Origin of the sequence: Peptoniphilus faecalis, assembly GCF_012976305.1 — a bacterium.
GTDB classification, from domain to species: Bacteria; Bacillota; Clostridia; order Tissierellales; family Peptoniphilaceae; genus Peptoniphilus_A; species Peptoniphilus_A faecalis.
The window spans coordinates 30,665-54,984 of record NZ_JABDSR010000011.1 but is presented as its reverse complement, the minus strand read 5'-3'; the positions used below and the strand labels follow the sequence as shown (position 1 = coordinate 54,984).

21 protein-coding genes and 1 pseudogene are annotated in these 24,320 nt (G+C 30.9%); 21 read left to right on the top strand and 1 reads right to left on the bottom strand.

What is annotated here, in order from left to right:
- Positions 1–2 precede the first annotated feature (2 nt).
- From vorB to HKO22_RS08255, 19 genes and pseudogenes are all read left to right on the top strand, one after another.
- Positions 3–1,085, top strand: coding sequence for a 3-methyl-2-oxobutanoate dehydrogenase subunit VorB (gene vorB / locus HKO22_RS08345; protein WP_169969998.1), 1,083 nt, complete (start codon positions 3–5; stop codon positions 1,083–1,085).
- On the top strand, positions 1,085–1,831 hold the full coding sequence (locus HKO22_RS08340; RefSeq protein ID WP_169969997.1) for a thiamine pyrophosphate-dependent enzyme: 747 nt from the start codon (positions 1,085–1,087) through the stop codon (positions 1,829–1,831). The genes vorB and HKO22_RS08340 overlap by 1 nt, the downstream gene beginning before the upstream one ends.
- Entirely contained in the window at positions 1,824–2,360 is a 537-nt protein-coding gene (locus HKO22_RS08335; protein WP_169969996.1) for a 2-oxoacid:acceptor oxidoreductase family protein, read from the top strand. The genes HKO22_RS08340 and HKO22_RS08335 overlap by 8 nt, the downstream gene beginning before the upstream one ends.
- Positions 2,357–3,142: a YitT family protein gene (locus HKO22_RS08330; RefSeq protein WP_169969995.1), complete on the top strand. Its 786-nt coding sequence runs from the start codon at positions 2,357–2,359 to the stop codon at positions 3,140–3,142. Before HKO22_RS08335 ends, HKO22_RS08330 begins: the two co-directional genes overlap by 4 nt.
- A gap of 34 nt (positions 3,143–3,176) precedes the next feature.
- Complete coding sequence (locus HKO22_RS08325) at positions 3,177–4,445, top strand: aconitase X catalytic domain-containing protein (protein WP_169969993.1); 1,269 nt, start codon at positions 3,177–3,179, stop codon at positions 4,443–4,445.
- Positions 4,430–4,858 (top strand): aconitase X swivel domain-containing protein, encoded by a 429-nt coding sequence (locus HKO22_RS08320; RefSeq protein WP_169969991.1) that lies wholly within the window; start codon positions 4,430–4,432, stop codon positions 4,856–4,858. Before HKO22_RS08325 ends, HKO22_RS08320 begins: the two co-directional genes overlap by 16 nt.
- 11 nt (positions 4,859–4,869) lie before the next feature.
- A complete protein-coding gene (locus HKO22_RS08315) occupies positions 4,870–6,402 on the top strand; it encodes a BCCT family transporter (RefSeq protein ID WP_169969989.1) in 1,533 nt (510 codons plus the stop codon).
- A 10-nt stretch (positions 6,403–6,412) separates the two neighbouring features.
- Complete coding sequence (locus HKO22_RS08310) at positions 6,413–7,600, top strand: CaiB/BaiF CoA transferase family protein (RefSeq protein WP_169969987.1); 1,188 nt, start codon at positions 6,413–6,415, stop codon at positions 7,598–7,600.
- 13 nt (positions 7,601–7,613) lie between these two features.
- Complete coding sequence (locus HKO22_RS08305; RefSeq protein ID WP_169969985.1) at positions 7,614–7,778, top strand: 2-hydroxymuconate tautomerase; 165 nt, start codon at positions 7,614–7,616, stop codon at positions 7,776–7,778.
- Between the two features lie 52 nt (positions 7,779–7,830).
- Positions 7,831–8,859 (top strand): annotated as a pseudogene (locus HKO22_RS10890) (proline racemase family protein); the annotation flags it as partial.
- A gap of 1,356 nt (positions 8,860–10,215) precedes the next feature.
- Positions 10,216–11,076 carry an isocitrate lyase/PEP mutase family protein gene (locus HKO22_RS08295; RefSeq protein WP_169969983.1) on the top strand — a complete coding sequence of 287 codons (861 nt, stop codon included), beginning with the start codon at positions 10,216–10,218 and terminating at the stop codon, positions 11,074–11,076.
- Positions 11,077–11,089: 13 nt separating this feature from the next.
- The gene (locus HKO22_RS08290) at positions 11,090–12,403 is read left to right on the top strand and encodes a sodium/glutamate symporter (RefSeq protein WP_169969981.1); all 1,314 of its coding nucleotides are present in this window, start codon (positions 11,090–11,092) and stop codon (positions 12,401–12,403) included.
- Positions 12,404–12,406: 3 nt separating this feature from the next.
- Positions 12,407–13,792 (top strand): MmgE/PrpD family protein, encoded by a 1,386-nt coding sequence (locus tag HKO22_RS08285; protein WP_169969979.1) that lies wholly within the window; start codon positions 12,407–12,409, stop codon positions 13,790–13,792.
- An 11-nt stretch (positions 13,793–13,803) separates the two neighbouring features.
- Complete coding sequence (locus HKO22_RS08280) at positions 13,804–14,967, top strand: helix-turn-helix domain-containing protein (RefSeq protein ID WP_169969977.1); 1,164 nt, start codon at positions 13,804–13,806, stop codon at positions 14,965–14,967.
- A 997-nt stretch (positions 14,968–15,964) separates the two neighbouring features.
- Positions 15,965–16,906: a D-2-hydroxyacid dehydrogenase gene (locus HKO22_RS08275; RefSeq protein WP_075659486.1), complete on the top strand. Its 942-nt coding sequence runs from the start codon at positions 15,965–15,967 to the stop codon at positions 16,904–16,906.
- 143 nt (positions 16,907–17,049) lie between these two features.
- On the top strand, positions 17,050–18,660 hold the full coding sequence (locus HKO22_RS08270; RefSeq protein ID WP_169969975.1) for a MutS-related protein: 1,611 nt from the start codon (positions 17,050–17,052) through the stop codon (positions 18,658–18,660).
- A 115-nt stretch (positions 18,661–18,775) separates the two neighbouring features.
- Positions 18,776–19,381: a histidine phosphatase family protein gene (locus HKO22_RS08265; protein ID WP_169969973.1), complete on the top strand. Its 606-nt coding sequence runs from the start codon at positions 18,776–18,778 to the stop codon at positions 19,379–19,381.
- A 9-nt stretch (positions 19,382–19,390) separates the two neighbouring features.
- Positions 19,391–20,326: an NAD(P)/FAD-dependent oxidoreductase gene (locus HKO22_RS08260; RefSeq protein WP_169969971.1), complete on the top strand. Its 936-nt coding sequence runs from the start codon at positions 19,391–19,393 to the stop codon at positions 20,324–20,326.
- Positions 20,323–22,104 carry a thioredoxin domain-containing protein gene (locus tag HKO22_RS08255; protein ID WP_169969969.1) on the top strand — a complete coding sequence of 594 codons (1,782 nt, stop codon included), beginning with the start codon at positions 20,323–20,325 and terminating at the stop codon, positions 22,102–22,104. Before HKO22_RS08260 ends, HKO22_RS08255 begins: the two co-directional genes overlap by 4 nt.
- A 16-nt stretch (positions 22,105–22,120) precedes the next feature.
- On the opposite strand, the gene HKO22_RS08250 is transcribed toward HKO22_RS08255, so the two are convergent.
- A complete protein-coding gene (locus HKO22_RS08250; protein ID WP_169969967.1) occupies positions 22,121–22,756 on the bottom strand; it encodes an HAD family hydrolase in 636 nt (211 codons plus the stop codon).
- A 77-nt stretch (positions 22,757–22,833) separates the two neighbouring features.
- Between HKO22_RS08250 and HKO22_RS08245 the strand changes: the two genes are divergently transcribed.
- Positions 22,834–23,892: a DNA polymerase IV gene (locus HKO22_RS08245; protein WP_169969965.1), complete on the top strand. Its 1,059-nt coding sequence runs from the start codon at positions 22,834–22,836 to the stop codon at positions 23,890–23,892.
- Positions 23,879–24,310 (top strand): PaaI family thioesterase, encoded by a 432-nt coding sequence (locus HKO22_RS08240; RefSeq protein ID WP_169969964.1) that lies wholly within the window; start codon positions 23,879–23,881, stop codon positions 24,308–24,310. The genes HKO22_RS08245 and HKO22_RS08240 overlap by 14 nt, the downstream gene beginning before the upstream one ends.
- Positions 24,311–24,320 lie beyond the last annotated feature (10 nt).

The following is a 24,320-nucleotide window of genomic DNA, read 5'->3' as shown; positions in this document are numbered from 1 at the left end:
AAATGAGAAATTTTGAATTAATGAAAGGTAATGAAGCAATAGCTGAAGCTGCTCTTAGAGCTGGATGTAGATTTTATGCGGGATATCCAATCACTCCACAAAGTGAAATATTGGAATATATGTCAAAAAATATGGAAAAATATGGAGGAGTTTTTATTCAAGGGGAGAATGAAGTAGCAAGTATAAGTATGCTTTGGGGAGCGGCAGCAGCTGGTGCAAGATGTATGACTAGTTCTTCTGGGCCAGGATATGATTTAAAACAAGAAGGAATCTCTTACTTATCTTCATATCATATTCCAGCTGTTATTGTAGATGCTATGAGGTTTGGAACTGGTGACGGTGAAATTACAGCAGGTCAAGATTCATATAATTTAGCAGTAAGAGGCGGAGGACATGGTGATAGTAGACAAATAGTATTAGCTCCAGCTTCTGTAAATGAATGTGCAAGTCTTACATATAAAGCTTTTGATTTAGCAGAGAAGTATAGAAATGTAGTAATAATTCTTACTGATGGTGCTATTAGTCAATTGGTAGAAAAATGCATTTTACCAGAAGCAAAAGAACATAACATAGATAAGTTTGACTGGACCATTACTGGCAAATCAAGAAATAGTATAAAGAATAGAATTACAAATTTAGATAGAAGTATAGGCTTTGATGCTGCAGATGAGTTTTATATAAATAAGACAAAAAAAATTTATAATAATGAGCAAAGATGGGAAGAAGTTAATCTAGAAAATGCAGATTTAATATTAGTAGCATATGGAATTTCTTCAAGAGTTTCCAAAAGTGCAATAGAACTCGCCAAAAAAGAAGGAATAAATTTAGGGCTTATCAGACCAATAAGTGTTTGGCCATTTCCTAATAAGGCTTTTGTAGAAGCGAAGATAAAAAATGCTAAAGGGATTGTAACAGTAGAGATGGCATTGATACAGCAGATGGCATTAGATGTAAAAATAGCGTCTGAAAATAGAAAACCTTTATACTCTTATTTAACAGGCAGAAATATTCCATCACCAGAAGGGATAGTAAATTATTGCAAAGAAATTTTTGAAGGAAAAATAAAGGAAGTTGAGGTTTACTGATGAATAAGATAATTTCAAAGCCAGAATCTATAATTGGAATTACAGGTTATTGTCCAGGTTGTGGACATGGAGTTATTCAAAGATTAATTGCTGAAAGCATTGAAGAGCTTGGCATACAAGATAATATTATAAATGTTGTAGACATTGCATGTTCGTATTGGTCAATGGACACAATGAATTTTGACTCTATTGCTGGTCCACATGGAAGATGTGCAGCTGTTGCAACTGGAATAAAAAAAGTAAGGCCAAAGACTAATGTGTATGTACATGCAGGTGATGGAAGTAGCTATGTAATTGGTCTTAGTGAAACAATATTTACTGCATTAAGAGATGTGCCTATAACTATGATCGTTGTAAATAATGGAATTTTTGGGATGACGGGAGGGCAATTAAATCTTGCAACAACACCATTAGGTGATAAAACAGTCAGTTCTCCTTATGGAAGAAATTCGGAAAATTATGGCTCTCCAATAAACATGATGGAAGTATTAAAAAATTATGATGTTGAGTTTCTTGCAAGAGGAGCATTATTTAATGGAAAAGAGATAAATAAGACAAAAAGGTATATAAAGCAAGGATTTAAAAATCAAATTAATAATAAAGGATTTTCTTTAATAGAAATTTTATCTAATTGTCCAACAAATTGGAAATTGTCACCTATTGAAGCAGCAGATAAGGTTAAGGAAGTATATACAAAGATATTTCCACTAGGAGTATATAAGGATAGAGGTGAAAAAAATGAATGAAATTCTAATAGCTGGTTTTGGAGGTCAAGGAGTATTAACAGCTGGAAAAATATTAATAGAGGTTGGTGCTAATGCTGGTAAAGAAGTTACTTGGACTACTTCTTATGGAGCTGAGATGAGAGGAGGAACGGCAAGTTGTGGGGTAATTCTTGCAAATTCAGAAATTGGGACTCCATATTCATCAAAATATGATTATGTATTAGCACTTAATGGACCTTCTTATGAAAAATATTATGATGTAGTTAAACCAGGTGGAAAAATGATTGTCAATTCATCAATAGTAAATATTGATGAGAAACCTAAAAATGTTGGTGTTTATGGAGTTAAAGCAAATGAAATTTGTCACAATCTCGATTATCTTAGAGGAGTAAATATTGTTATGCTAGGAGCTTTTATAAAAGCAAATGATATATTTACACATGATGAGTTTTTAAGGGGACTTGAGGAATATTTTAAAGCAAAGGGTCGTTATGATGAAGTTATAACTAATGCTTTTGAGGCCGGCTATGAAAAAACTAACAAGATATGAAAAATAAAAAAATTATAAAGGAATTAATGGTATTAGCCATTGCGTGCTTGCTATATTCACTATCAGTTGTTCTTTTTATAGATCCAGCACAAATTATCCCTGGTAGTGTTACGGGCGTAGGAGTAGTTTTAAAAGCAGCTTTTGGATTTCCTATAGGGCTAGTAAGTATTATCATAAATGTCCCTCTATTAATATTTGGTTACAGTAAACTAGGTAAAAAATTTTTGATATATACAGTATTAACTGTGATATTAACAAGCACAACTATGGATTTATTTGCAAATATGAAACCTTTTACTAATAATATTATGTTGGCATCCATCTTTGGTGGAATAATTATGGGAATTGGATTAGGAATGATTTTAAAACTAGGGTCATCTACAGGAGGTACAACTGTAGTGGGAAGATTAGTAACTCGAAAAAGACCTAGTATTCCTATTGGAGATATTTTGTTGATAGTTGACTTTATAATAATAGTATTGGGTTCCGTGGTATTAAAAAATTCTGAGACACTTTTATATTCAATAATAAATTTATACATTTGTGTTAAATTCATAAATATTGTTGATGAATTTGAGAAAAGAAGGTTTGAAATGATCATATTTACTAAGATTAAAATAGAGGAAACTCCTTTGAATGAACAAATTGAAAAGTTTGATAGAAATAATGGTTATTATCATATATATTGCAAAAAAAACAAAGCTGATAAAATATTTGAAACATTAAGAAGTTTGGATGCGGAAATTGAAGCGTATTACTTTGATGTAAAAAAGATGAATTAATTAGTTGTAAAGTGAAAATTTAGGAGGGTAGATTATGAAGTTAACAGATTATGAAAAAGAAATGTTAGACGGAAAACATGGTGAAATGAAGAAGAAGTCAATGTTAGCACTTGTAGATTTAGCGAAATTCTATAATGTTGAAGAATTTGTAGAAATTGTTGGTTGTCATGATGATAGCACTGTATATGCTGGTGAAGCACAAGTTCAATTTGCTGAATATCTAGCAGATAATGGGGCTAAATTTTCTGTGCCTACTACAACGAATGCAATGGCAAACGACATTAATAGATGGGCAGAACAAAAGCATGATATAGGCACAATGTATGCTACGAATAGGATTCAGGCATCTCATATTAAGATGGGAGCCGTTCCTACATGGTCATGCGCTCCATATCAAATAGGGGTAGCTCCATCTTTCGGACAACAATTTGCATCTGCGGAATCTAATGTAATTTGTTATTACAATTCTGTAATAGGAGCAAGAACAAACAGATATGCTGGACCATTGGAATTGTTGTGTGCTATAGCTGGTAGGGTTCCTTACTATGGTCTTCATAAAAAGGAAAACAGATTTGCAGAGGGGCTAATAACTATAGGAAATGATATAAAAGAAGAATATTTTGAAGATAGAGAAATTTTCACATTAATTGGATATTTATTCGGGGAAATTGCAGCTGATAGAATATTTGCTATAGATGGAATTCCTGGAAAATATGTTAGTAATGATGTGTTAAAACAATTTAGTGCAACAGCATCTTCTTCAGGTGGTGTAGCTTTATTTCATATGATTGGAATTACTCCAGAGGCTAAAACAAAAAGTGAAGCTTTTGGAGGAAGAGTTCCGAAAGAAGTTTTTGAAATTCATATAGAAGATTTAAACAGAGCAGAAAAAATGCTTTCTTCGGAAAGTAAAGATAATTTAGATGCTGTACTATTAGGATGTCCACACCTATCATATAATGAATGCGTACAAATTAATAAACTTCTTGCTGGAAGAAGAATAGTAGAAAAAACGCAATTTTGGATAACGATTTCAAAAGTTACAGAAGATCTAATTAAAGAATCTGGAATATATGAATCTTTGCTCAGATCAGGCATAGAAATATATACAGATGGATGTATATTAGAATATAGAAATGATAAGTGGAATTCTAAAGTTATAATGTCTGATTCTGGAAAGTTTAATAGTTATGCATTTTCGATGAGAGGAGTTCAACCAATAATTGGAAATCTGAGAGAATGTGTTGAGTCAGGAATTTATGGGAAAGTAGTTAAGGGGGAAAAACCATGGAAAATACATTGAATATTAAGTGCAAGAGTGCAGTAAGAGCAAATTTAAAAGCGGAACTACTATGGACTGAAAAACCGCTTAGTTTTTGGGGTACTGTGAATCCGAAAAATGGAGAAATTAGAGATAATAAGCATCCTCTTTATAAGGAAAACATGTCAGGTAAGGTACTAGCTTTTCCTACGCCAAAAGGTAGTAGTGGTACTGGTTTAATTATACTTGAACAAATAAGAAATAATTGTGCACCAGCGGCTATCATAAATTTAAGAAGTGATCCAGTAGTACTTACTGGACCAATAATTGCAAATAGATTTTATAATTACCAAATACCTATTGTAAATATATCTGAAGATGATTACAAGAAATTAGAGCATGCTAAATTCGTTGAATTTTTTGAAGATCGTGATGAAATAGTGGCATATTTTTAAGAGGGATAAATATGGATAATAATAAAAAATATACACTTAATTATAAGGTTTTTATTCCTGCGATGATTATACTGACAATATTTTTATATACTGGAATATTTCATACGGATCAATTCGCAAAATTTTTAGAGTACCTTTTAAATAAAGTAGCTGAAAACTTTGGAGGATATATCAATATTCTTTCGCTCGTAAGTCTATTTTTAATAATACCATTTATTTTTTCTAAGCTTGGTGATGTAAAGATAGGTGGTAAAGATGCAGTTCCAGAATATAGTACGTTTAGTTGGATTGCAATGTCATTAACTGGAGGCATTGGAACAGGACTTTTATTTTGGGCAATGGGAGAACCCATATTTCACTTCATGCAGCCACCACTAGGACTTGGAATAGAACCAGGATCTAGGGATGCAGGAATATTTGCAGTATCTCAAGCAATGTGGAATTGGTCATTTGTACAATATTGCATGTATACATTATGTGCAATAGGATTTTCAATAATTGTACATAATTTAAAAAAACCATTAGCATGGTCTGCATATATAGAGGAAACGATAGGAAAGAAAAGTCAAATATTAGAAAATGTAATAAACTTTTTCTTGATATTTTGTTTGACAGGAGCTGTTGCGAATTCCATGGGAGTTGGTCTTATGCAAATAGGAGCAGGTTTAGAAGCTGCGATTGGAATAGAACAAAGTCCTTTTATTTGGTTAGTAATAGCTGTAATAATTGGGATTGTATTTATAACATCAAGTCTATCTGGATTAGCGAAAGGATTGCAGAAAATTGCATCAACTTGTGTGTATCTATTTATATTCCTTTTAATATATGTATTTATCTTTGGTGATACTGGATTTATGATGAAGATAACTGCTGAATCATTTGGCAGAATAATTGATAATTTTGGAACAAATACAACATTACTAAACACCATGATTCCAGAAGATACATGGTCTAGAGATTGGATAATTCAGTATTGGGCAAGTTTTATAGTCTATGCTCCTGTTATGGGAATGTTTTTAAGTAGACTTGCAAAAGGTAGAACAGTTAGAGAATTCACATTAGTAAATGTGCTTGCTCCATCAATATTTTGTATGGTTTGGATTGGAATATTTGGTGGAATGACAATTAATCTTCAACAATCTGGAACTTTAGATGTATGGGCTGCAGTACAAGAATATGGTATGCAGGCAACGGCTTTTCAAATATTAGGAACACTTCCTTTAGGAAAATTTTTAATTTTTATATTTTTGATTTCTATATGTTTCTCATTTGTAACATTAGCTGATCCAATGTCGACAACTATTGCTACAATTGCTACAAAAGGTCTTGATGTAAATGATGAAGCACCTAGAAATATAAAGATACTGATTGGAGTAATAATGTGCGCAACTTCATATTCGCTGGTTGCCTCAGGTGGAATAGATTCAGTAAGAGGTTTATTTAATATAATTGGATTGTTAGTTTCAATAATTATGATTTTCTCATTTGTTGGTTCTTTTAGAATAACTTCTAATGAATTAAAGAATATAAATAAAAAAGAATAAGGGGGAATTTATGGTTAAAGCTTTAAATGGAGTAAGGGTATTGGATTTAACACATGCGTATAGTGGACCATTTGCGACAATGCATTTAGCAGATCACGGAGCTGAAGTTATAAAGATAGAAGTTCCAAATAAAGGAGATCAAACTAGAACTTGGGGTCCTATGAAAAATAATTCTAGTGGATATTTTGCTTATATAAATAGAAATAAAAAAGGTATAACTTTGAACTTAAAGAGCGAAAAAGGAAAGAAAATATTTTTAGATTTAGTAAAAGAATCTGACGTTGTATGTGAGAACTTTAGAGTTGGAACAATGGAAAAATTAGGGCTAGGTTATGAAGTTCTAAAAGAGGTGAATCCTAAGGTAGTGTATGCATCTATTTCTGGATTTGGACTAAATAATTCATACTCTAAAAAACCTGCATATGATATTATCGCTCAAGCATTGGGTGGAATAATAAGCGTAACAGGTTTTAAAGATAGACAAGTAAAAGTTGGTCCAGCAATAGCAGATAATTATTCGGGAACTTATCTAGCACTTGCAGTTGCTATGGCTCTATATAAGAAAGAGATTACTGGAGAGGGGAGCTTTATTAATGTCTCTATGGTCGATACTATTTTTTCGATTCTTGAATTTAGTGTAATTGACTATACTATCGGAGAAGTTATTCCAGAGCCTGAAGCTAATAGAGATCCTAAGATAGCCCCATTTGATGCATTTGAAGCTTCTGACGGCATGTTTGTATTGGCATGTGGGACAGACAATTTTTTCCATATACTTTGTGACGAAATGGGAAAAACTGAATTAAAAACTGACTCAAGATTTAATACTAACATGAATAGAGTAAATAATTATAATGAATTAAAAGAAATTATTCAAAACTGGGCAAAACAATATACAGTTTCTGAAGTTGAAGGAATTTTAGATGGAGTAGGTATACCATTTGGAAAAATAAATAATATAAAAGAAGCATGTAATTTTGAGCCAATTATAAAAGATAATATGCTTTGGGAAATTTTTGATGAAGCAATAGGAGAAAAAGTGATAGTTCCGGGAACTCCTATAAAATTTAAAGATACTGAAGATGGCCCGAAAAATTGTGCGCCTACACTTGGTAAAGATACAGACGATGTACTAAATAAAATTTTAGGTATAAATAGTGGACAAATAGCAGAATTAAGAAAAGATGGAGTAATTTAGAAAGGAGAACATTATGCCGTTTATCAGAATTCAATTGATGAAGGGAAGAACAATTGAGCAAAAAAGAGAACTTGCAAAGAGTATTATTGATATTATCGACAAAACAAAATTTGCGAAAAAAGAAGATGTTCATGTAATTTATGAAGAAATGAATGACGATAATTATTATTGCGATTAGGAGGTAAAATATGTCTTTTAAAAGGATGCTTTAAGCTGTAGAAACACATTCCGGAGAACCAATGAGAGTAATTACTGGTGGCATCCCAAATATTCCTGGAAATTCTGTATATGAACAAATGAAATACTTAGAAGAAAATGACGATCAAATTAGATTACTAATGTTAAGAGAACCAAGAGGGTATCTGCCACTTTGTTGTAATTTAATTGTTCCAGCAAAGGATGAAAGAGCAAAGGATGGATATATAATTATGGAACAGACAGAGTATCCATTAATGTCTGGAGGAAATACAATTTCTGTTGCAACTGTACTTTTAGAAACAGGAATGATTCCTATGGAAGAGCCAGTTACAAGATTTAACTTGGAAGCACCAGTTGGGTTAATTGGAATTGAAGCTTTTTGTGAAAATGGAAAAGTAAAAGGTGTAAGATTTAAGAATCAGCCTGCATTTGCAGTTCATTTAGACAAGATAATAGATGTACCTCATATAGGAAAGGTAAAGGTTGATGTTGCTTGGGGAGGAATGTTTTATGTAATTGCTGATTATAAACAATTTAAGAAAATTGAAAGATATAAAGACTTAGAACTTACCCCAGATAAGGGAGATATGATTTGTGAAGTTGAAGCTTTGATTTTAAAAGCTGCTCATGAATAACTGCCTACTTCTCACCCAGATTTTCCTGAACGTGGTATTTCAATTGCCCAACTAACTAGTGAACCAGATATAGAAGATGCGGATCTTAAGAATGCTGTAATTGTTGCAAGTGGAGAGATTGACTTTGACGACCCATCAACATGGACTGGTGCTATTGATAGATGCCCTTGTGGTACGGGAACATGTGCACAAATGGCTGTTAGATATGCAAAAGGGAAATTAAAATTAAATGAAAAATTTAGACATGAGGGAATTCTGGGGACGGTTTATGAGGGAGAGCTTATTGAAGAAACAATGATTGGAGAATATAAAGCTGTTGTTCCAACGCTTTTAGGGGAAGCTTGGATATATGGATATTCAATGTATGTATTGGATAATGAAGATTCATTTGTAAAAGGATTTAAAATTAATTACATTTGGGGATAAAAGTTATAGTTATAAATTTTAAAATAGATAACCAATATACACACAAATAATAATAGGACTTAAGTATTTATAATAAGATATAGGCTCTGGAAAGGCAGATAAATAAAACAACAAACACTAACCAGTACAATTTTTCAGAGCCTATTATGAATATTCTTTTTTGGAATATTAATCATTGCTGTCATCTGATAATAGTTATTCTATTATGTGGGAAATCTTATGCACGCTTCAGGTACATATTTTATGTATATTTGCATTTTTTCTCGGGGATATTTTCCGCCTATTATCATATATCTTATATAGTTTTGACCTTTGATTTTGGTTTAAAAAACCCTTGTTTGCGTATTTGTTTATACATGCTTTTAAAAGATCTTTAATATCCCTTAAATTTGCATCTAACATATATTTATACTAATCTATATATCCCGTTTTCTTTATAAACTTTTTCAATTAAGTCCAAAGCTTCTTTTTTGTGGGCTTTTGGGCTTGCTTTTGGCTGTTTAGATCTCAATGCTAGACTTCATACATTTCTATCGTATTTTTTAGCTGTTTATATACAAATTGACTATTAGTATGATATTTTCTTACAGTTTTAGCAATACCATTTCAATTGTATATTCACATAATATTTGAGAGTATCTCATTTCTTCTGTTATTACTGACATAGAGGGGACTTCTTTCGATACTTTTTTGCTTAGTTATATTGTATCAAAAGGACCTCTCTATTTTTTTATTTCTACAACGCATGTCTTATTTCATTACAATTTCATACTAAACATATTAAAATAAAACTCCAAAGAAAAGTACAAAAGAATTTAGAGAAAAAATAAAACTAGCTGGAAAAATGAGAGAGGAAATATTCATCAAATATGAAGAAGATAAAATATATCAAAAAAGCTTAGAAATACAAGATTAAGTATTTGAAGATGCTTTTTATTACTTAAATGAAGAATCTTATTCAAGGCTAAGAACAACAAATTGTCTTGAAAGATTAAATAAGAAAATTAGACAAGAAGAAAAGCAATGAGAATATTTCTAAGTGAAATATCAGCAATAATGCTAAAGGGAGCAATATTTATGAATAGAAGAGAATATTTTACTAGTAAAATTATACAATATTATGTATTTGACTTCATTTTATATTATTAATTTTAAGTAAACACCTATTATATTTATAAAATAGATTTATCAATTAAATTTTGTTAAAAATAAATCAATAACACTTTTATACATTATGCACATAAAACACTAATATTCTCCATACATTTTGGACATACCATATAGTTTAATCATATGATACTATACAAGACATAAGATATTGGTTTAACAAATTTTACTAAGTTTAAGGAGGACATAATGAAAAAAACAAAAGCAAGAATGCTAAGAGATTTATTAGAATCAAATGAAACTATAATTGCACCATGCGCATATGATGCATTATCAGCCAAAATAATAGCTGAAGCTGGATTTAAGTTAGTGGCAACATCTGGATTTGATATGCATGCGGCGATGCTTGGTACACCTGATAATGGTCAACTTGCATTTAATGAGATGATTGAAGCTTTAGGGAAAATGGTAGATGCAGTGGATGTTCCAATATTAGCAGATGCTGAAGCCGGTTATGGAAACGCTATCAACACAATTAGAACCGTTAGAACTTTTGAAAAAGCAGGATTAGCAGGAATTTTTATTGAAGATCAAAAACTACCTCCAAATTGTCCGTTTGTAAAAGAAACGGAAGTAGTTAGCGTAGATGAAATGGTAGGAAAAATCAGAGCTGCTGTTGACACAAGGGTAGATCCTGACTTTGTAATTGTAGCAAGATCAGATGCACCTTTTGAAGAAGCTATAAGAAGAGCTCCTTATTATTTAGAGGCTGGGGCGGATATGATTAAAATTAATACAAAGACAAGAGAACAACTAATTGAACTTCCAAAAAGAGTAGATGCTTTACTACATGTAGGATTCGATGGTGGTACTGAAATGACAGAAGGTCTTACTGCATGGGATGCTGGTAAATTAGGATATAAGATTGTTACATATCCTACTTCTGCAATTTGTGCATCTGTTAAAGCTATGCAAGCTGCAATGAAAGAATTATATGAGACAGGCACTGATAACGGTTTCTTGGATAAAATTATGCCATTTAATGATTTTTTAAAATTTATTGGAAAAGAAGATTATGCAGAATTAGAGAAAAAATATTTAAGAAAATAGAAGGAGGTTTAATATGACAGTAGCTAGCTTTATGGATGATATAATTTTATTGATGATATTTCTGGTTATTGGCTTTTCAATAAGAGAGATAGTAAAACCATTACAAAAATTATATATTCCTTCATCTATAATTGGGGGATTAATTGCATTAATCTTAGGTCAACAAGTTTTAGGTATAATAGAAATACCTGAAACCTTTAATCAATTATCTGGCACATTTATCACAATAGTTATGACAGCTCTAGTGTTTGGTATTAGTATTAATAAAAAGAGAATAAATGCTTATTTAGATTTCACACTATTAATGTTAATAACTTATGGTATACAATTATTATTTGGAACAGTAATAGGAGAAGCTCTTGGGAAAATATGGACAAATTTGCCACCTGCTTGGGGAACTCTAGGAGTGTTTGCGTTTTTTGGAGGTCATGGAAATTCTGCAGTTGCAGGTGCCCTATATCAAGAGCTAGGAGTTCAAGATAATCTTTCAATGGGAATGATTTTAGCTACTATAGGTTTAATATCAGCTATTGCTGTTGGAATGATAATTGTAAATTGGGGAATAAGAAAAGGCTATGCAAATTATTTAGTTGATGATGAGGGACAAGAGATATTATTAGGTGGAGTTCTTTCGGAAGATAAACAAATAAGTATTGGAAATGAGAAAGCGTCTTCATCAGCAATAAATAGCTTAGCCTTGCAGTTTGCTCTACTATGTGTTGCAATTTTTATTGGGGATAAGATAATAGACCTATTATCCATGATAAATGAAATGTTTAATAAAATACCTAATATGGCAAGAGGTATGATTGGAGCTGCTATACTTTATAATTTGATGAAAGCTTTTAAAGTAGATGGATATGCAGATAAAAAAACTTGTTCTACTATATCCGGGTTTTGTTTGGAACTTATTATTACATCTGCAATAGCTACACTTAGACTTGACTTTTTTTCAACCTATATAGTACCTATAGCAATATTTTCAATGGCTAATATAATTTTGACCTTAATAATAAGTTTGTTTATAGGAAAAAAACTATGTAGAATAGACTGGTTTGAAAAAGTGTTACTCAATTTTGGGCAATCGACTGGAAATGCTTCAACGGGACTAGCATTAGTTAGATCAGTTGATCCAGATTTCAAATCAACTGCAGCAGAAAGCACAGGAGTGGGTAGTGCTGTTTTAGTGCCATTGACGGGAACATTACCAGCTATTGTACCAATAATAGCTATGCAGTCTATCACATATGTTGCTGGTATTGGTGCTGCTATAACGCTAGTTGCAATAATTCTAATAGTTTTATTTATAAGAAATAATTACAGGTGAGAAATGACTAAAAAAATTCATATTTCAGAACTCTTAGACAATCTAGGAAATTTTTTAGAAGATACAAATTTAGATTCAATCCCTGATGAAATAATAGAAAGAGCTAAATTGACAATAGCAGATACATTAGCTGTTATATTTAGGGGTTCAGAGGAAAGAGAAATACAGAAATTACATAAAAACTTAGATAGTATAGAAGAATCCTTTATACTATCTAAGGATTTTAAAATGACATCAGCGGAAAAGGCTGCTTTTGTAAATATAACACAATCGACATTTATAGAGTTGGATGAAGGTACAATAACTGGTCATCATCCAGCTATACACATATTGCCACCTATACTTTCATATGCTCAAAAACATTCAAAATCAGGTAGAGATATATTGCTATCTTTTATTTTAGGATATGAAATATATGCAAGATTTTCGGAAGGTATAAAACTTAGAGATGGATTTTATCCACATGGAAATATTGGCCATATAGCTTCTTCTATAGCAATTGGGAAAATGGAGGATTGGAATAAAGAAAAATTTATTAATGCTATATTGATGTCATCTTCATTACAATTGGCAACTTCTTATGAAGCATCAAAAGTAGGAGCAACAATAAGTACAGTCTTTGCATCATTTTCAGCTCCCATATCTTTTCTAATAAAAGATTTAGTAGATTCTGGATTTTATGGTTTTAAAAACTCATTAAATGATATGTATGAAAATTTAATAGGAAATGAAATAGATTATGAGAAAATTATTAATAATATAGGAAAAGAGTTCAAGATTTTAGACACATATTTTAAATTTCATGCAAATTGTGGAGTTTGTCATCCAGCGATAGAAGCAGCAATTGATGCACTTGAATACACTTTACAGAATGAGAGTTACCCACCCTATCAAGGTGAAATGAAAATTTTACCAGAGGAAATAGAATCTATAATTATTATACAAGGAAATTCTAAAACTAGTAGAGTTATGACAATTGCAAATAATAAGTTCTCCGCTAAATTTTCATTACCTTATTCAATATCTGTTTTTTTGAAATATGGAAGATTAGATCTAGAGTGTTTTAATGATAATTTAGTGAAAAATAAGGAAATAATAGATCTGCAAAAAAAGGTACATTTTAAATATTGTAAAGAGATGCTAGAAAATCCTAAATCTTGTAAGATAAAGATTAATTTAAAAAATGGAAAAATTCTTGAGGGAGAATGTATAGATGTATATGGAAGACCTAAGAGAAAAGCGAGAAAAATTGATATTAAAAACAAATTCGACTATTTGCTAAAAGAAATTTTTTCAAAACATTATATAGAATTATTATGGTACAATATCAAAGAATTAGAGAATATAGAATCAGTTGAAGAATTGTTTAACATAAATAAAATATCTTAAAGGATGATAAAATGTATTTTTCTGCAGGCGATTTATTAAATTTTGAAGAATTAACTTTAGTATCTGGCAAAAAAGGTTTATATAGAAAGATATCTTGCCCATTTGTTTGGGCAAGAAAAACTTTTGATAATTATATGGAAGCAGAAGAACTGATTTTTATTACAGGAGCAGGGATAGAAGTTAGTGAGGAGCGATTAAATAAACTTGTTGAAGAAGGGATAAAACTTAATATTTCGGGTATCGTTTTTATGGCTGGAGAAGGATTTATAGAAAAAATCTATGAGTCTACAAAAGCTTTATCAGAAAAACACAATTTCCCAATATTTTCAATGTCACATAAAACAAAACTTGTAAGTTTAACTAAAAAAATTATGAATGCTGTATCAATGAGACTTAATGAAGATATATTCAATAAAATTCACTTAGGGAAAATATTATTTGATGAGAATAAAATATTAAATTCACAAATGAGTACTATTTATCAATTGCCATTTAAGAGCAATTCTTTTATTTTAATTATGAATAAGAAAAAGGGTTCAAAAATTAAAATAGAAGAGACATCAATAATAAAGGTAATTACTAAAAAAGTTCCTATAGAGGATTTTAATCTCATTAATTATAGGCACTTAAATGAATATATTTACATGTTTTCATCCAATGATAAGAATGTTCTAAAATTAATAAAAAAAATAATGGTTGAATATTTTAATAAATTTAAAAATGATTTTTCTATGGGTATAGGAAGAATAATAGATACTGATGAAGACAACATACAAGAAAGCTATAAGGATGCAAAAAATATTATAAACTTCAACAATAATAATTACACTAAAAGTAAATTTTATGATTTTGAAGATTTAAAATCTTTTAGATTAATTCTAGAAATTAAAGATCCGATAGTAATTAACGAGTATTTCGAAGAAACAATTGGTAGATTATTTAATAATAAAAATAAAAACTCAGAAGATTTAATAAAAACACTATGGGAATACTTAATAAATAATGGCAATAAAAGAGAAACATCAGAATCACTATATATCCATAGGAATACATTAAACTATCGTTTAGAGCAAATTGAAGAAATTTTAAAAAAAAACATTGATGATTCGCTTGTAAGATACGAACTATTTTCCGCCTTAATCATAGGAATTATTACAGGAAAAATAGATAGTTAAGAGAATAGCGATTTATTATTAACTTATTATATTTCATAGCAAGTAAAGAAAAGTTTTGCTAATATCTATATATCATAATCAACTATCAATTCATCATATCAATTTTACAAGTGCGAGTGAAGAACTATATATATCTCAACCTGTCATATCTTCAGTAGAGAACATCACTTGGATATGGGTATGGGGTAAGACTTGTAAATAGAAATTCAAAAAAGCGAGTTTCACAAAAGAGGAAGAGATTTTTTATGAAGTATTTCTATAAAACTCTTTCAGATTGTGATGAAGCTGAGTGAATGCTAAACAAATATTCTATAAATAATAAGGTAAAGTTTGGATTACTTCCAACACTTTTACAAGGGTTGTTTCTAACTATATTAACAATTATATTTTTAAAACAAACAAATTTATATTATTATTTTACACATATATGCACTTCCAGACTATTTATTGCTATTTAAAGTTTAGGACTTTTTATATATAAGTGTATATGTTATCATAAAAACATCTGCCAGTGATTTACTACCCAAGAGATATTAGATAGCCAATAAATAAGTTCAACTTTTGACGTATTTGTGTATTGTTTTTTGCTTTTTCTTTTTTATTGATGAAGTTTTTTAAAAACTATGACAGAAAAAGATATTTGATTAGATTAATTTTATTTGGATGTTGGACTAATTTATAAATAAGTTTTAAAGAAAACTTTGAAGGAACTAAATATAGTTTGTTGTTCTACTTTTAGTTATCATTGCTTTGGAATTATAGTAGTTTTAGAAAACTAGAGTTTTACAGCACGAAGATATTTTTATATAATTTTATAAAAAAACAAAGAAACTTTTGACAAAAATATTAACGTAAAGTAAATATACGCCAATTTTGCAAGGGTTTTTTTAAAAAAAAGTGTTAATTATATTAAGGCTACAAATGAACTTGAAAAAGAGTATGATTTCAACTACAATATAGATGTAGCAAAGTACATAAAATTTTAAGGAGGATGTAAATGAAAGCGTTAATGGTAGATTATATGTCAGATGTAATTGATAAGGGACTTGAAGAAAGAGGTATTGAACTCGATAAGGTTATGCTTCCAACTTCTGAAAAGCTAGCAGAAATTATTGAACCTTATGATTTCTTATTTATGAGAGTTGATCCATTCATCAACAAAGAAGTTCTCGATGCGGCTAAAAATTTAAAGGCAATTTTTGTTGGTTCAACAGGAACTAATCACATTGATCTTGAGTATGCAAAGGAAAAAAATATTCCAGTTAAAAACTCTCCAGGACAAAATGCAAATGCAGTTGCTGAACTTGTTTTTGCAAAAATGTTAGATCTTTATAGAAACTCTGTACAAGCTCAAAATGAAGTTAAGAGCGGAATTTGGAATAAGTACAGATGGATTGGTAGAGAACTTAGAAATAAAACTCTAGGAATTTGTGGTTTTGGTGCAATTGGTAGAAGAGTTGCAGAAATCGCCAAGGTATTCCACATGAATGTTCTTGCTTATGATCCATTCTTAAAGCCAGAAGATATTAAAGTCGATTATGTTGAACTTGTTGATTTTGATAGAATAGTAAAAGAGTCTGACATTATCACTCTTCACATGCCACTTACTCCAGATACTAAGGATTTATTCTCTAGTGATGAATTCGAAAAGATGAAAGATGGAGCTTGCATAATCAATGCTGCACGGGGTGGAATTGTTAATGAAGATGCACTTTATGATTACCTTAAAAATGGTAAATTAGGTGGAGCTAACTTAGATACACTTTCTAATGAACTTGGCTCTGGTGGACTTGACACTCAAGATGTTCCAGTTGAAAGTAAATTATTTGAACTAGATAGATTTTATGTAACACCACATATTGGTGGCTCTACTATCGATGCTCAAGACGATATTGGACATGTAGTACTAAGAAATTTTGATGAACTTTTCGGAAAATAAGAATACAATAGCTAATTTAAGATAGCATATAGAGTTAAGACTAAAATAAATTAGAAACCTGCTCACAATTGTGGGCAGGTTTTTTATGCAAAATAACATTGCTCTTTAAAATTTTTTATAATATATTAAAGGGGGAGGTTGATATGAAGGATTATTATGTACCCATTATTTTATTATTTGTATTTACTGCAATAATTTTTTTCTACAATTATTATATAAAAGTGAGAAATGAAAAAATTTTGAGAGAAGAAATAATAAAAGACTTTGGAAAGGTTCACTCAAAAAAATTTAAGGGGAAAATTGACGGATTACATAAAAGGATTGGCGGAAATTTAACAGAAATCACAGCCAATGATTTGAATTTTGACAAAATAACGGAGAAAATAAATCACAATGTGTCGAGGCTTGGGCTTGAATATTTTTATCACAGACTTAGAAATTTAATTTTAGATAAGGATGAGTTGATAAAGTCTCAAAACAATAGAAATATTTATAAAAAGCAGGAAGATGAGTTATTAGATCTTCAGTTTCAGCTTGGCAAAATTGGATTTTTCAAAGAAGATGTGTTAAGTTTAGTTGAAGAAGAAATTGAAATAGATAGAGAGCTTGAAATTGGAGCGAGAATTTTTTCCTTTACAGCACTTTATATTTTAATTCTTTTTATCTTTTTAAGAGCTGGATCGCTTCTATTTATTTTTGTCCTACTTGGAATAAATATTTACATTTATAAAAAATTTAATGACATAACCCTTGGTAAATTAGAAACTTTAGTTAGGTTTAAAAGCATTTTATTTGTTTCAGAAAATTTGATGAAAAATAAAAGAAAAGTCTTTATAGAAGAGTTAGAAGAGATAGAAAATATTTTAAAAAGGATTTCTCCACTAAAGAAAATTTTGAAATCCTTTGGTTTTTTGACTGGCAATGCGGAAATGGATTTTGCAGAAACTTACAAAAATGTATTATTTTTATCGGAAGCTAGGAAATTTTCGAAGTCACAAAAATACTTTAAAGAGTATAAAGATGAAATTTTTAGACTATATTATCTATTGGGAAAAATCGACTGTGAAATAGGAATTATTTCTATTGAAAAGGCATATAGAACAGGAGAGGCAATTTTTAGTGAGAAAATTTGTGGCAAAAATTTGTACAATCCATTATTAAAAGATGCTGTGCCAAATGACTTGAATTTGGAAAAATCAATAATTTTAACGGGTTCTAATGCATCGGGCAAGTCGACATATCTTAGAACCATTGGCATTAATGCAGTTTTTGCACTTAGCTTTGGCATTTTCTTTGGCGAAAAATTTGAAATAAAACCTCTTAAAGTAACATCGGCTATTGACATTAGCGACTCAATAATGAAAAATCTTTCCTATTTTATGGCAGAGTCCAAGGCAATTGGAGAGATGATAGAAGATGAGGAAGAAAAGTTAATTTTGCTAGATGAGATTTTTAGAGGAACTAATACTATTGACAGAATTGCATCTGCTACATCGACATTAAAATACTTGGCGAAGAAAAATCATGTGGTGGCAGCAACTCATGATATAGAGCTTACAATTTTATTGAAGGATGAATTTAATAACAAACACTTTGAAGAAAAAATAGAAGATGGCGACATAAAGTTTGATTATTTAATAAAAGAAGGTCCTGCCACTACGAGGAATGCCATAGCAATTTTGGATAGTCTAAACTACCCAGAAGAAATAATAAATGAGGCAAGAATTCTTTCAAAGGAAATGGAAAACAGATAGACTGCTTTATTCAGTGGTTTCTTTAAGGAGTAATTTTTTCTTTCTTTAATTGTTATTCTTAATAATATATAATATTATTAAGAATATATTTTTTTATACAGATTGTGAGGGTAGTATGAGGATTTATTTTACAAGACATGGTGAGACTGAATGGAACAAGCTTAATATAATTCAAGGGCAAGATGATTCGCCACTTACTAAAGAAGGTATTGAGATGGGAAAGGCGCTTCACGATAAGTCAAAGAATATTCACTTCGATAAGATTTATTCTTCTGACCTTGGTCGTGCCTATGATACTGCAAAATTAATTTGTCCCAACAGGCATATTATAAAGACCTCGCTCCTTCGCGAAATTGATGTGGGTTATTGGTCTGGCAAAAACATTAAGGATGTTAAAGACAGTGATAGATGGCTTCACAAACTTTATTTTAATAAGCCACATAGATACAACCGCATTGATGGCGAAAGTTTATACGATCTTAGAAAACGTGTGGAAAAATTCTTTGAATTTGCTATTTATCCAGAAATTGACAACACTATTTTAGTTGTGGCTCACGGCGTAACTATTGTAGCTATGTTTTCTATTATGGAAGATATTCCTATGGAAAAGTTTTGGATAAATAGAGTTAGGCGAAATGGAGAGTTTAACATCGCCGATTATCACGATGGTAAATTTAAAATTATAAAAAAGGCACCACAAAATCCTGTGGATTCTATTTGAGGTGATTAAATGAAGAATTATGATTTAATTATAATTGGCGCAGGTGCAGCTGGCTTGAGTGCTGCTATTTATGCGGGGAGATCTCTTTTAAGCACTTTGGTAATCGAAAAATTTTCCTTTGGCGGCAGAGTTAACGATACTCCTAGGGTTATTAATTATCCAGGATTCAAAGAAATTTCTGGGAGAGATTTGATAAATGAATTTAGAAGGCAAGCAGAAAATTTTAATACTAACGAGTTTACTTATGGAACTGTTTCAAAGATCGAAAAGATAGGCGAGGGTTTCAAGCTTATTACTTCAAGGAGAAGAGAATTTTTTGCAAAGGCAATTATTATTGCAACGGGAACTTATGCAAAGATGATAAATGTTCCTGGCGAAATTGAATTTGCTGGTCGTGGTGTGTCCTATTGTTCAACTTGTGATGCAGATTATTTTAAGGACAAAGACATACATATTTTAGGTTCAGGTGATCTTGCACTAGAAGAGGCAGATTATCTCTCTAATTTTGCAAACTCAATTAATATGATTATTATTCACGAAGAAGGAAATTTCGATGGAAATGAATTGGAAGTTAAAAAAATTAAGGAGAATCCAAAAATTTCTTACACTTGGCACTCAAAACTCGAGGGAATTTACGGCGATGACAGAGTAAATAGTCTTGATATTTTAGATTTATCTGACAATACAAATACTAGAGTGACTTCTGATGGAGTTTTTATTTTTGCGGGGATGAGTCCCAATTCAGAATTTGTAAAGGATTATTTAGATTTAGATGATTTTGGCTTTATTGTAACGGACGACTGCATGAGGACATCTGTAGAAGGAATTTATGCTGCAGGAGATATAAGACAAAAACCTCTTAGACAAATTGTTACAGCAGCAAGCGATGGTGCAGTGGCTACTGTCTATGCAGAGAGATACATTAGAAATAGGGGTGTGAGATGAGAGTTTATCCAAGGGGAACTGTAGTCTACAATAAAGAAAAGGCATACAATGGTATAAATTTAATTTCAACGGCAAAGGACGGAGCACTAATTACAAAAATGGACGGCAGGGAGCTTAAAAGGTATTCTGTGAACCCAATGCCTGCAAAGATGCTTCCAAATAAAAATATTATGAGTATTTCTTCTTTTAGATCATCAGATTTTGGAGTCAGTGATGGTATAAAATTAGTTGAATTTGATAAAGATGGAAGAGTTGTATTTGACTTCGACAAATTTAAGTTCACAGAGGACAGAGGTTATCGACCAAAGTGGATGGCTAGAGCACATTCTGATTTTCAAAGAGAAGGAAACTCACTTGGATATTATTACCCTGGAGAAAAAATCATCCAAGGTGGCAATACGCTTATATTAGTTCACGATGCCATCGTGGACAATAGAATTTCTGACAAGACTTTGCTTGACGATGTAATCTTAGAAGTAGACAAAAAGGGAAATATTATTTGGAAATTTTCCTTTAGTGAACACTTTGACCAACTTGGATTTTCCGAAGAGGCAAAAAATGTTTTATACAGAAATCCAAATCTTAGGATTACGGAAAGACCTCTTGGAAATTATTTAGACGTGACATCAATTTCTACAATTGGCGAAAACAAGTGGTACGATCAAGGCGATCCACGATTTCATCCAGACAACATTTTATTTACTGCGAGAGCTGCAAATATTATTGGCATAATCGACAAAAAGAGGTCACGAATTTGTTACAAGCTGGGACCAAAATTTTCAGACTTCAAGAAAATAGATCCAGTAGTTGGCTCTGCCTTTGCAAGTATAATTCCAAGGGGTTTGGAAGGCGAGGGCAATCTATTGATTTTTGACAATGGAGGAAGATGTGGCTACGGCTCACCAACACTCACATCACCTTCAGGACTACTGCCCTTTGTTAGAAATTATTCCAGAATCTTAGAGATAAATCCAGTAACACTTTCTGTAAATTGGTCCGTAGATCCAAGGGATTTTGGTTTTTCAATTCCAATGAATGGCTACAAATTTTATTCACCCTATGGCGGAAATCTTCAAAGACTTCCCAATGGAAACACTCTAATAACCCTTGCGACAGAGGGTATGGTTATTGAAATCACACCTTCAAAGGAAATAGTTTGGCAATGGACATGCCCTTATAGGACGACGACAGAAAATGTTTTGAAAAATAACATGATTTACAGAGTTTATAGATATCCCTACGATTATCTAGACGTAGATGAAAGTGAAAATGAAATTGAAGAGATTGAAGATGCATCTTATTACAAGCTAAAGGGAGCAGGAAGTTTCAAGTCTGTTGCTGTTACAAATGTAAATGGAAGTGAACTAAATAACGATATAGACCCACTTTCACAAGAATCAGAATCAGTTTTAGATCTTGAAGAAAATAAGAAAGTAATTAAGAGAAATGAATCAGTAATAAAATATGTAATGCAAAATTATTTTGGCGACACGATAAAATCACAAAAAGCAGCCATAGTTATCTTTGGTGCAGATAGATGTTCTCACTGTGAACCACTTATGGAAGTAATGCAAGTTCTCCTAGAAGAAGAATTCAAAGAGATTAGCTGTTACTACATGGATCTCGACAAAAATAAAGACTTTGCAGAAAAATATGAAATCTTCCAATTGCCTAGAGTTTCTTTCTATAAAGAGGGCGAAAAAGTTTACGAGTTTATTGGAGAAAAATCCTATGACGAAATTGCCAAGCTAATTGAAAAATATATTTTAGAAATTTAAAAAAAGCTGAGGAAAATTAACCCTCAGTTTTTTTATGCCAAGTTAAATTTGTATATCCCTTTTTCTTTACTTTAGAGTTGATTAAAAATCTATTTTTTACAAGCCTGAGCATATATTTATCGTCATTATAAGAATCGGAGTAGCCAAGGGAATTTTCGTAATCAATATCTATTCCATCTCTTTTTAAAATTTCGTTGATATTTTTTACCTTGATTTGCTTTTTATTATTGCCACGAATTAATTTATAATCTTCGTCTAGATCCGTTCCAATTATGTAGTCAAAGCAAAAGAGTTCACCTACATAGATTAAATAATTTGTGGCAGAAGCAGAGCAGAGGATTTTAACAGTGTTTTCGTCATAGGAATTAAATTCACTTTCAAATTCTTTAAAGAAAAATTTGGGGTAGAGAAAATTTGTAACGAAGCTTTTGAGTTCATCTTCTGAAAAATATTTTATAACAGAGACCATTTCATTTTTCATTATTTCAAAGTCGGAATTAATTTTTGACTTGATATATGCAGAAATTAAATTCCAAAGAGTTTTAAAAATATTTATTTTTTTATTTTTGTATGCGTATTTATAAAGTTCCAATATAGACTCACAGTCAACAATAGTTTTGTCAAAATCATAGAGTGCAACTTTTTTTTTCAAGATTTCACCTCAATGTAATTATATCAAATTTTCTTCATTATAAAAAGTTAATATGATATACTAAAGTAGTGATATTTATGGGGATTATTATACATGTTGACATAGATGCTTTCTATGCATCAGTAGAAGAACTTGACGACAATAGAATAATAGGCAAGCCAGTAGTTGTAGGGGGTAAATCCAATCATGGAGTTGTAACAACGGCTAATTACGTTGCGAGGAAATATGGCATTCATTCTGCCATGCCCATGTATATGGCGAAAAATCTTTGCGATCATTTAATAATTAAGCCCATGAGAAGAGATAGGTATCTGGAAAAATCGAGGGAAGTATTTGAAGTTTTAAAGACTTATACAGACAAAATCGAAAAAGTTTCCATAGATGAGTCCTATCTCGATGTAACAGGACTTGGTTATGACGAAAATATTGTTTACGAACTACAAAAAGATGTCTTTAATAAAACAGGGCTAAGCGTGAGTGTTGGCCTTAGTTATAATAAATTTTTAGCAAAACTTGCAAGCGACTGGAACAAACCTAGTGGCGTAATGGTTATTAGAGAGTCCGATATTCCAGAAATTTTATTTCCACTGGATATAAGAAAGGTTCACGGTATTGGGAGAAAATCGGAGGAAAAACTGCGCAATATTGGAATAAATAAAGTTGAGGATCTTTATGAACTTTCCCATGAATTTTTAGCAAATATGTTTAAGAAAAGTGGCGAAGAAATTTACAACAGAATTCGAGGAGTAGATAATAGAGAGGTGACGCCAAACACTATGAGAAAAAGTCTTGGCACGGAGTCAACCTTTGAAGCTACAAAAAACAAAGAAGAACTTATAAATTATTTAAAAGAATTTTCTAAAGAAGTTTCAGAAGATTTAATTGTAAAGGAAATTTCTGGATACACTTTAACTTTAAAGATGAAAAATGAAAAATTTAAAGTTAAGACTAGGTCAAAAACTTATGACAATGCAATTTATGAAGAAGGAGATATACTAAATAAGAGTATGGAGATTTTTGATGAAGCTTATGAAGGCGAGAAGCTAAGGCTTATTGGCATCACAGTTTCAAATTTAGTAGATCTAAACATAAGACAGCTTTCTTTTTTTAGTAGGAGGAAAAATGAAAAAAATTAATTTAAAAAATTTATTTAAAGATGATGAATATGTAAAAAAAAGTAATATAAAATTTTTTGAACTAGATGGCGATAATTTAGTTTTAAAAATGAAACCAGAGAAAAATCAATTTAATGCCTATAATATACTTCACGGAGCAGAAATTTTTGCATTAATGGATACAGCTGTAGGTTGCCTTTCTATCATAAATGGAAAAAAAGCTGTTACATTAGATTCGAGTGTCAATTTTATTTCCTCCATAAGCTATGGAGAAGAAATTTACTCTAATACAAAAATAATTCACGTGGGAAAAAGCACAGAAGTGATTGAAGTTGTCGCCATGTGCAAGAACAAAATAATTGCAAAGGGAAGTTTCACGCTTTTTGTCTTGGATAAAGTTGAAATCACTGGAAGGGAATTTTTAGAAACAACAAAATAAATATCGAAAA

Excerpts from the sequence above, each read along its gene's own strand:
- HKO22_RS08265 (WP_169969973.1), top strand. The coding sequence starts at position 18,776 with ATGAGGATTTATTTTACAAGACATGGTGAGACTGAATGGAACAAGCTT.
- HKO22_RS08305 (WP_169969985.1), top strand. The coding sequence starts at position 7,614 with ATGCCGTTTATCAGAATTCAATTGATGAAGGGAAGAACAATTGAGCAA.
- HKO22_RS08285 (WP_169969979.1), top strand. The coding sequence starts at position 12,407 with ATGACTAAAAAAATTCATATTTCAGAACTCTTAGACAATCTAGGAAAT.
- HKO22_RS08270 (WP_169969975.1), top strand. The coding sequence starts at position 17,050 with ATGAAGGATTATTATGTACCCATTATTTTATTATTTGTATTTACTGCA.
- HKO22_RS08335 (WP_169969996.1), top strand. The coding sequence starts at position 1,824 with ATGAATGAAATTCTAATAGCTGGTTTTGGAGGTCAAGGAGTATTAACA.
- HKO22_RS08240 (WP_169969964.1), top strand. The coding sequence starts at position 23,879 with ATGAAAAAAATTAATTTAAAAAATTTATTTAAAGATGATGAATATGTA.
- HKO22_RS08245 (WP_169969965.1), top strand. The coding sequence starts at position 22,834 with ATGGGGATTATTATACATGTTGACATAGATGCTTTCTATGCATCAGTA.
- HKO22_RS08315 (WP_169969989.1), top strand. The coding sequence starts at position 4,870 with ATGGATAATAATAAAAAATATACACTTAATTATAAGGTTTTTATTCCT.
- HKO22_RS08320 (WP_169969991.1), top strand. The coding sequence starts at position 4,430 with ATGGAAAATACATTGAATATTAAGTGCAAGAGTGCAGTAAGAGCAAAT.
- HKO22_RS08280 (WP_169969977.1), top strand. The coding sequence starts at position 13,804 with ATGTATTTTTCTGCAGGCGATTTATTAAATTTTGAAGAATTAACTTTA.
- HKO22_RS08260 (WP_169969971.1), top strand. The coding sequence starts at position 19,391 with ATGAAGAATTATGATTTAATTATAATTGGCGCAGGTGCAGCTGGCTTG.
- vorB (WP_169969998.1), top strand. The coding sequence starts at position 3 with ATGAGAAATTTTGAATTAATGAAAGGTAATGAAGCAATAGCTGAAGCT.
- HKO22_RS08255 (WP_169969969.1), top strand. The coding sequence starts at position 20,323 with ATGAGAGTTTATCCAAGGGGAACTGTAGTCTACAATAAAGAAAAGGCA.
- HKO22_RS08275 (WP_075659486.1), top strand. The coding sequence starts at position 15,965 with ATGAAAGCGTTAATGGTAGATTATATGTCAGATGTAATTGATAAGGGA.
- HKO22_RS08330 (WP_169969995.1), top strand. The coding sequence starts at position 2,357 with ATGAAAAATAAAAAAATTATAAAGGAATTAATGGTATTAGCCATTGCG.
- HKO22_RS08310 (WP_169969987.1), top strand. The coding sequence starts at position 6,413 with ATGGTTAAAGCTTTAAATGGAGTAAGGGTATTGGATTTAACACATGCG.
- HKO22_RS08340 (WP_169969997.1), top strand. The coding sequence starts at position 1,085 with ATGAATAAGATAATTTCAAAGCCAGAATCTATAATTGGAATTACAGGT.
- HKO22_RS08290 (WP_169969981.1), top strand. The coding sequence starts at position 11,090 with ATGACAGTAGCTAGCTTTATGGATGATATAATTTTATTGATGATATTT.
- HKO22_RS08325 (WP_169969993.1), top strand. The coding sequence starts at position 3,177 with ATGAAGTTAACAGATTATGAAAAAGAAATGTTAGACGGAAAACATGGT.
- HKO22_RS08295 (WP_169969983.1), top strand. The coding sequence starts at position 10,216 with ATGAAAAAAACAAAAGCAAGAATGCTAAGAGATTTATTAGAATCAAAT.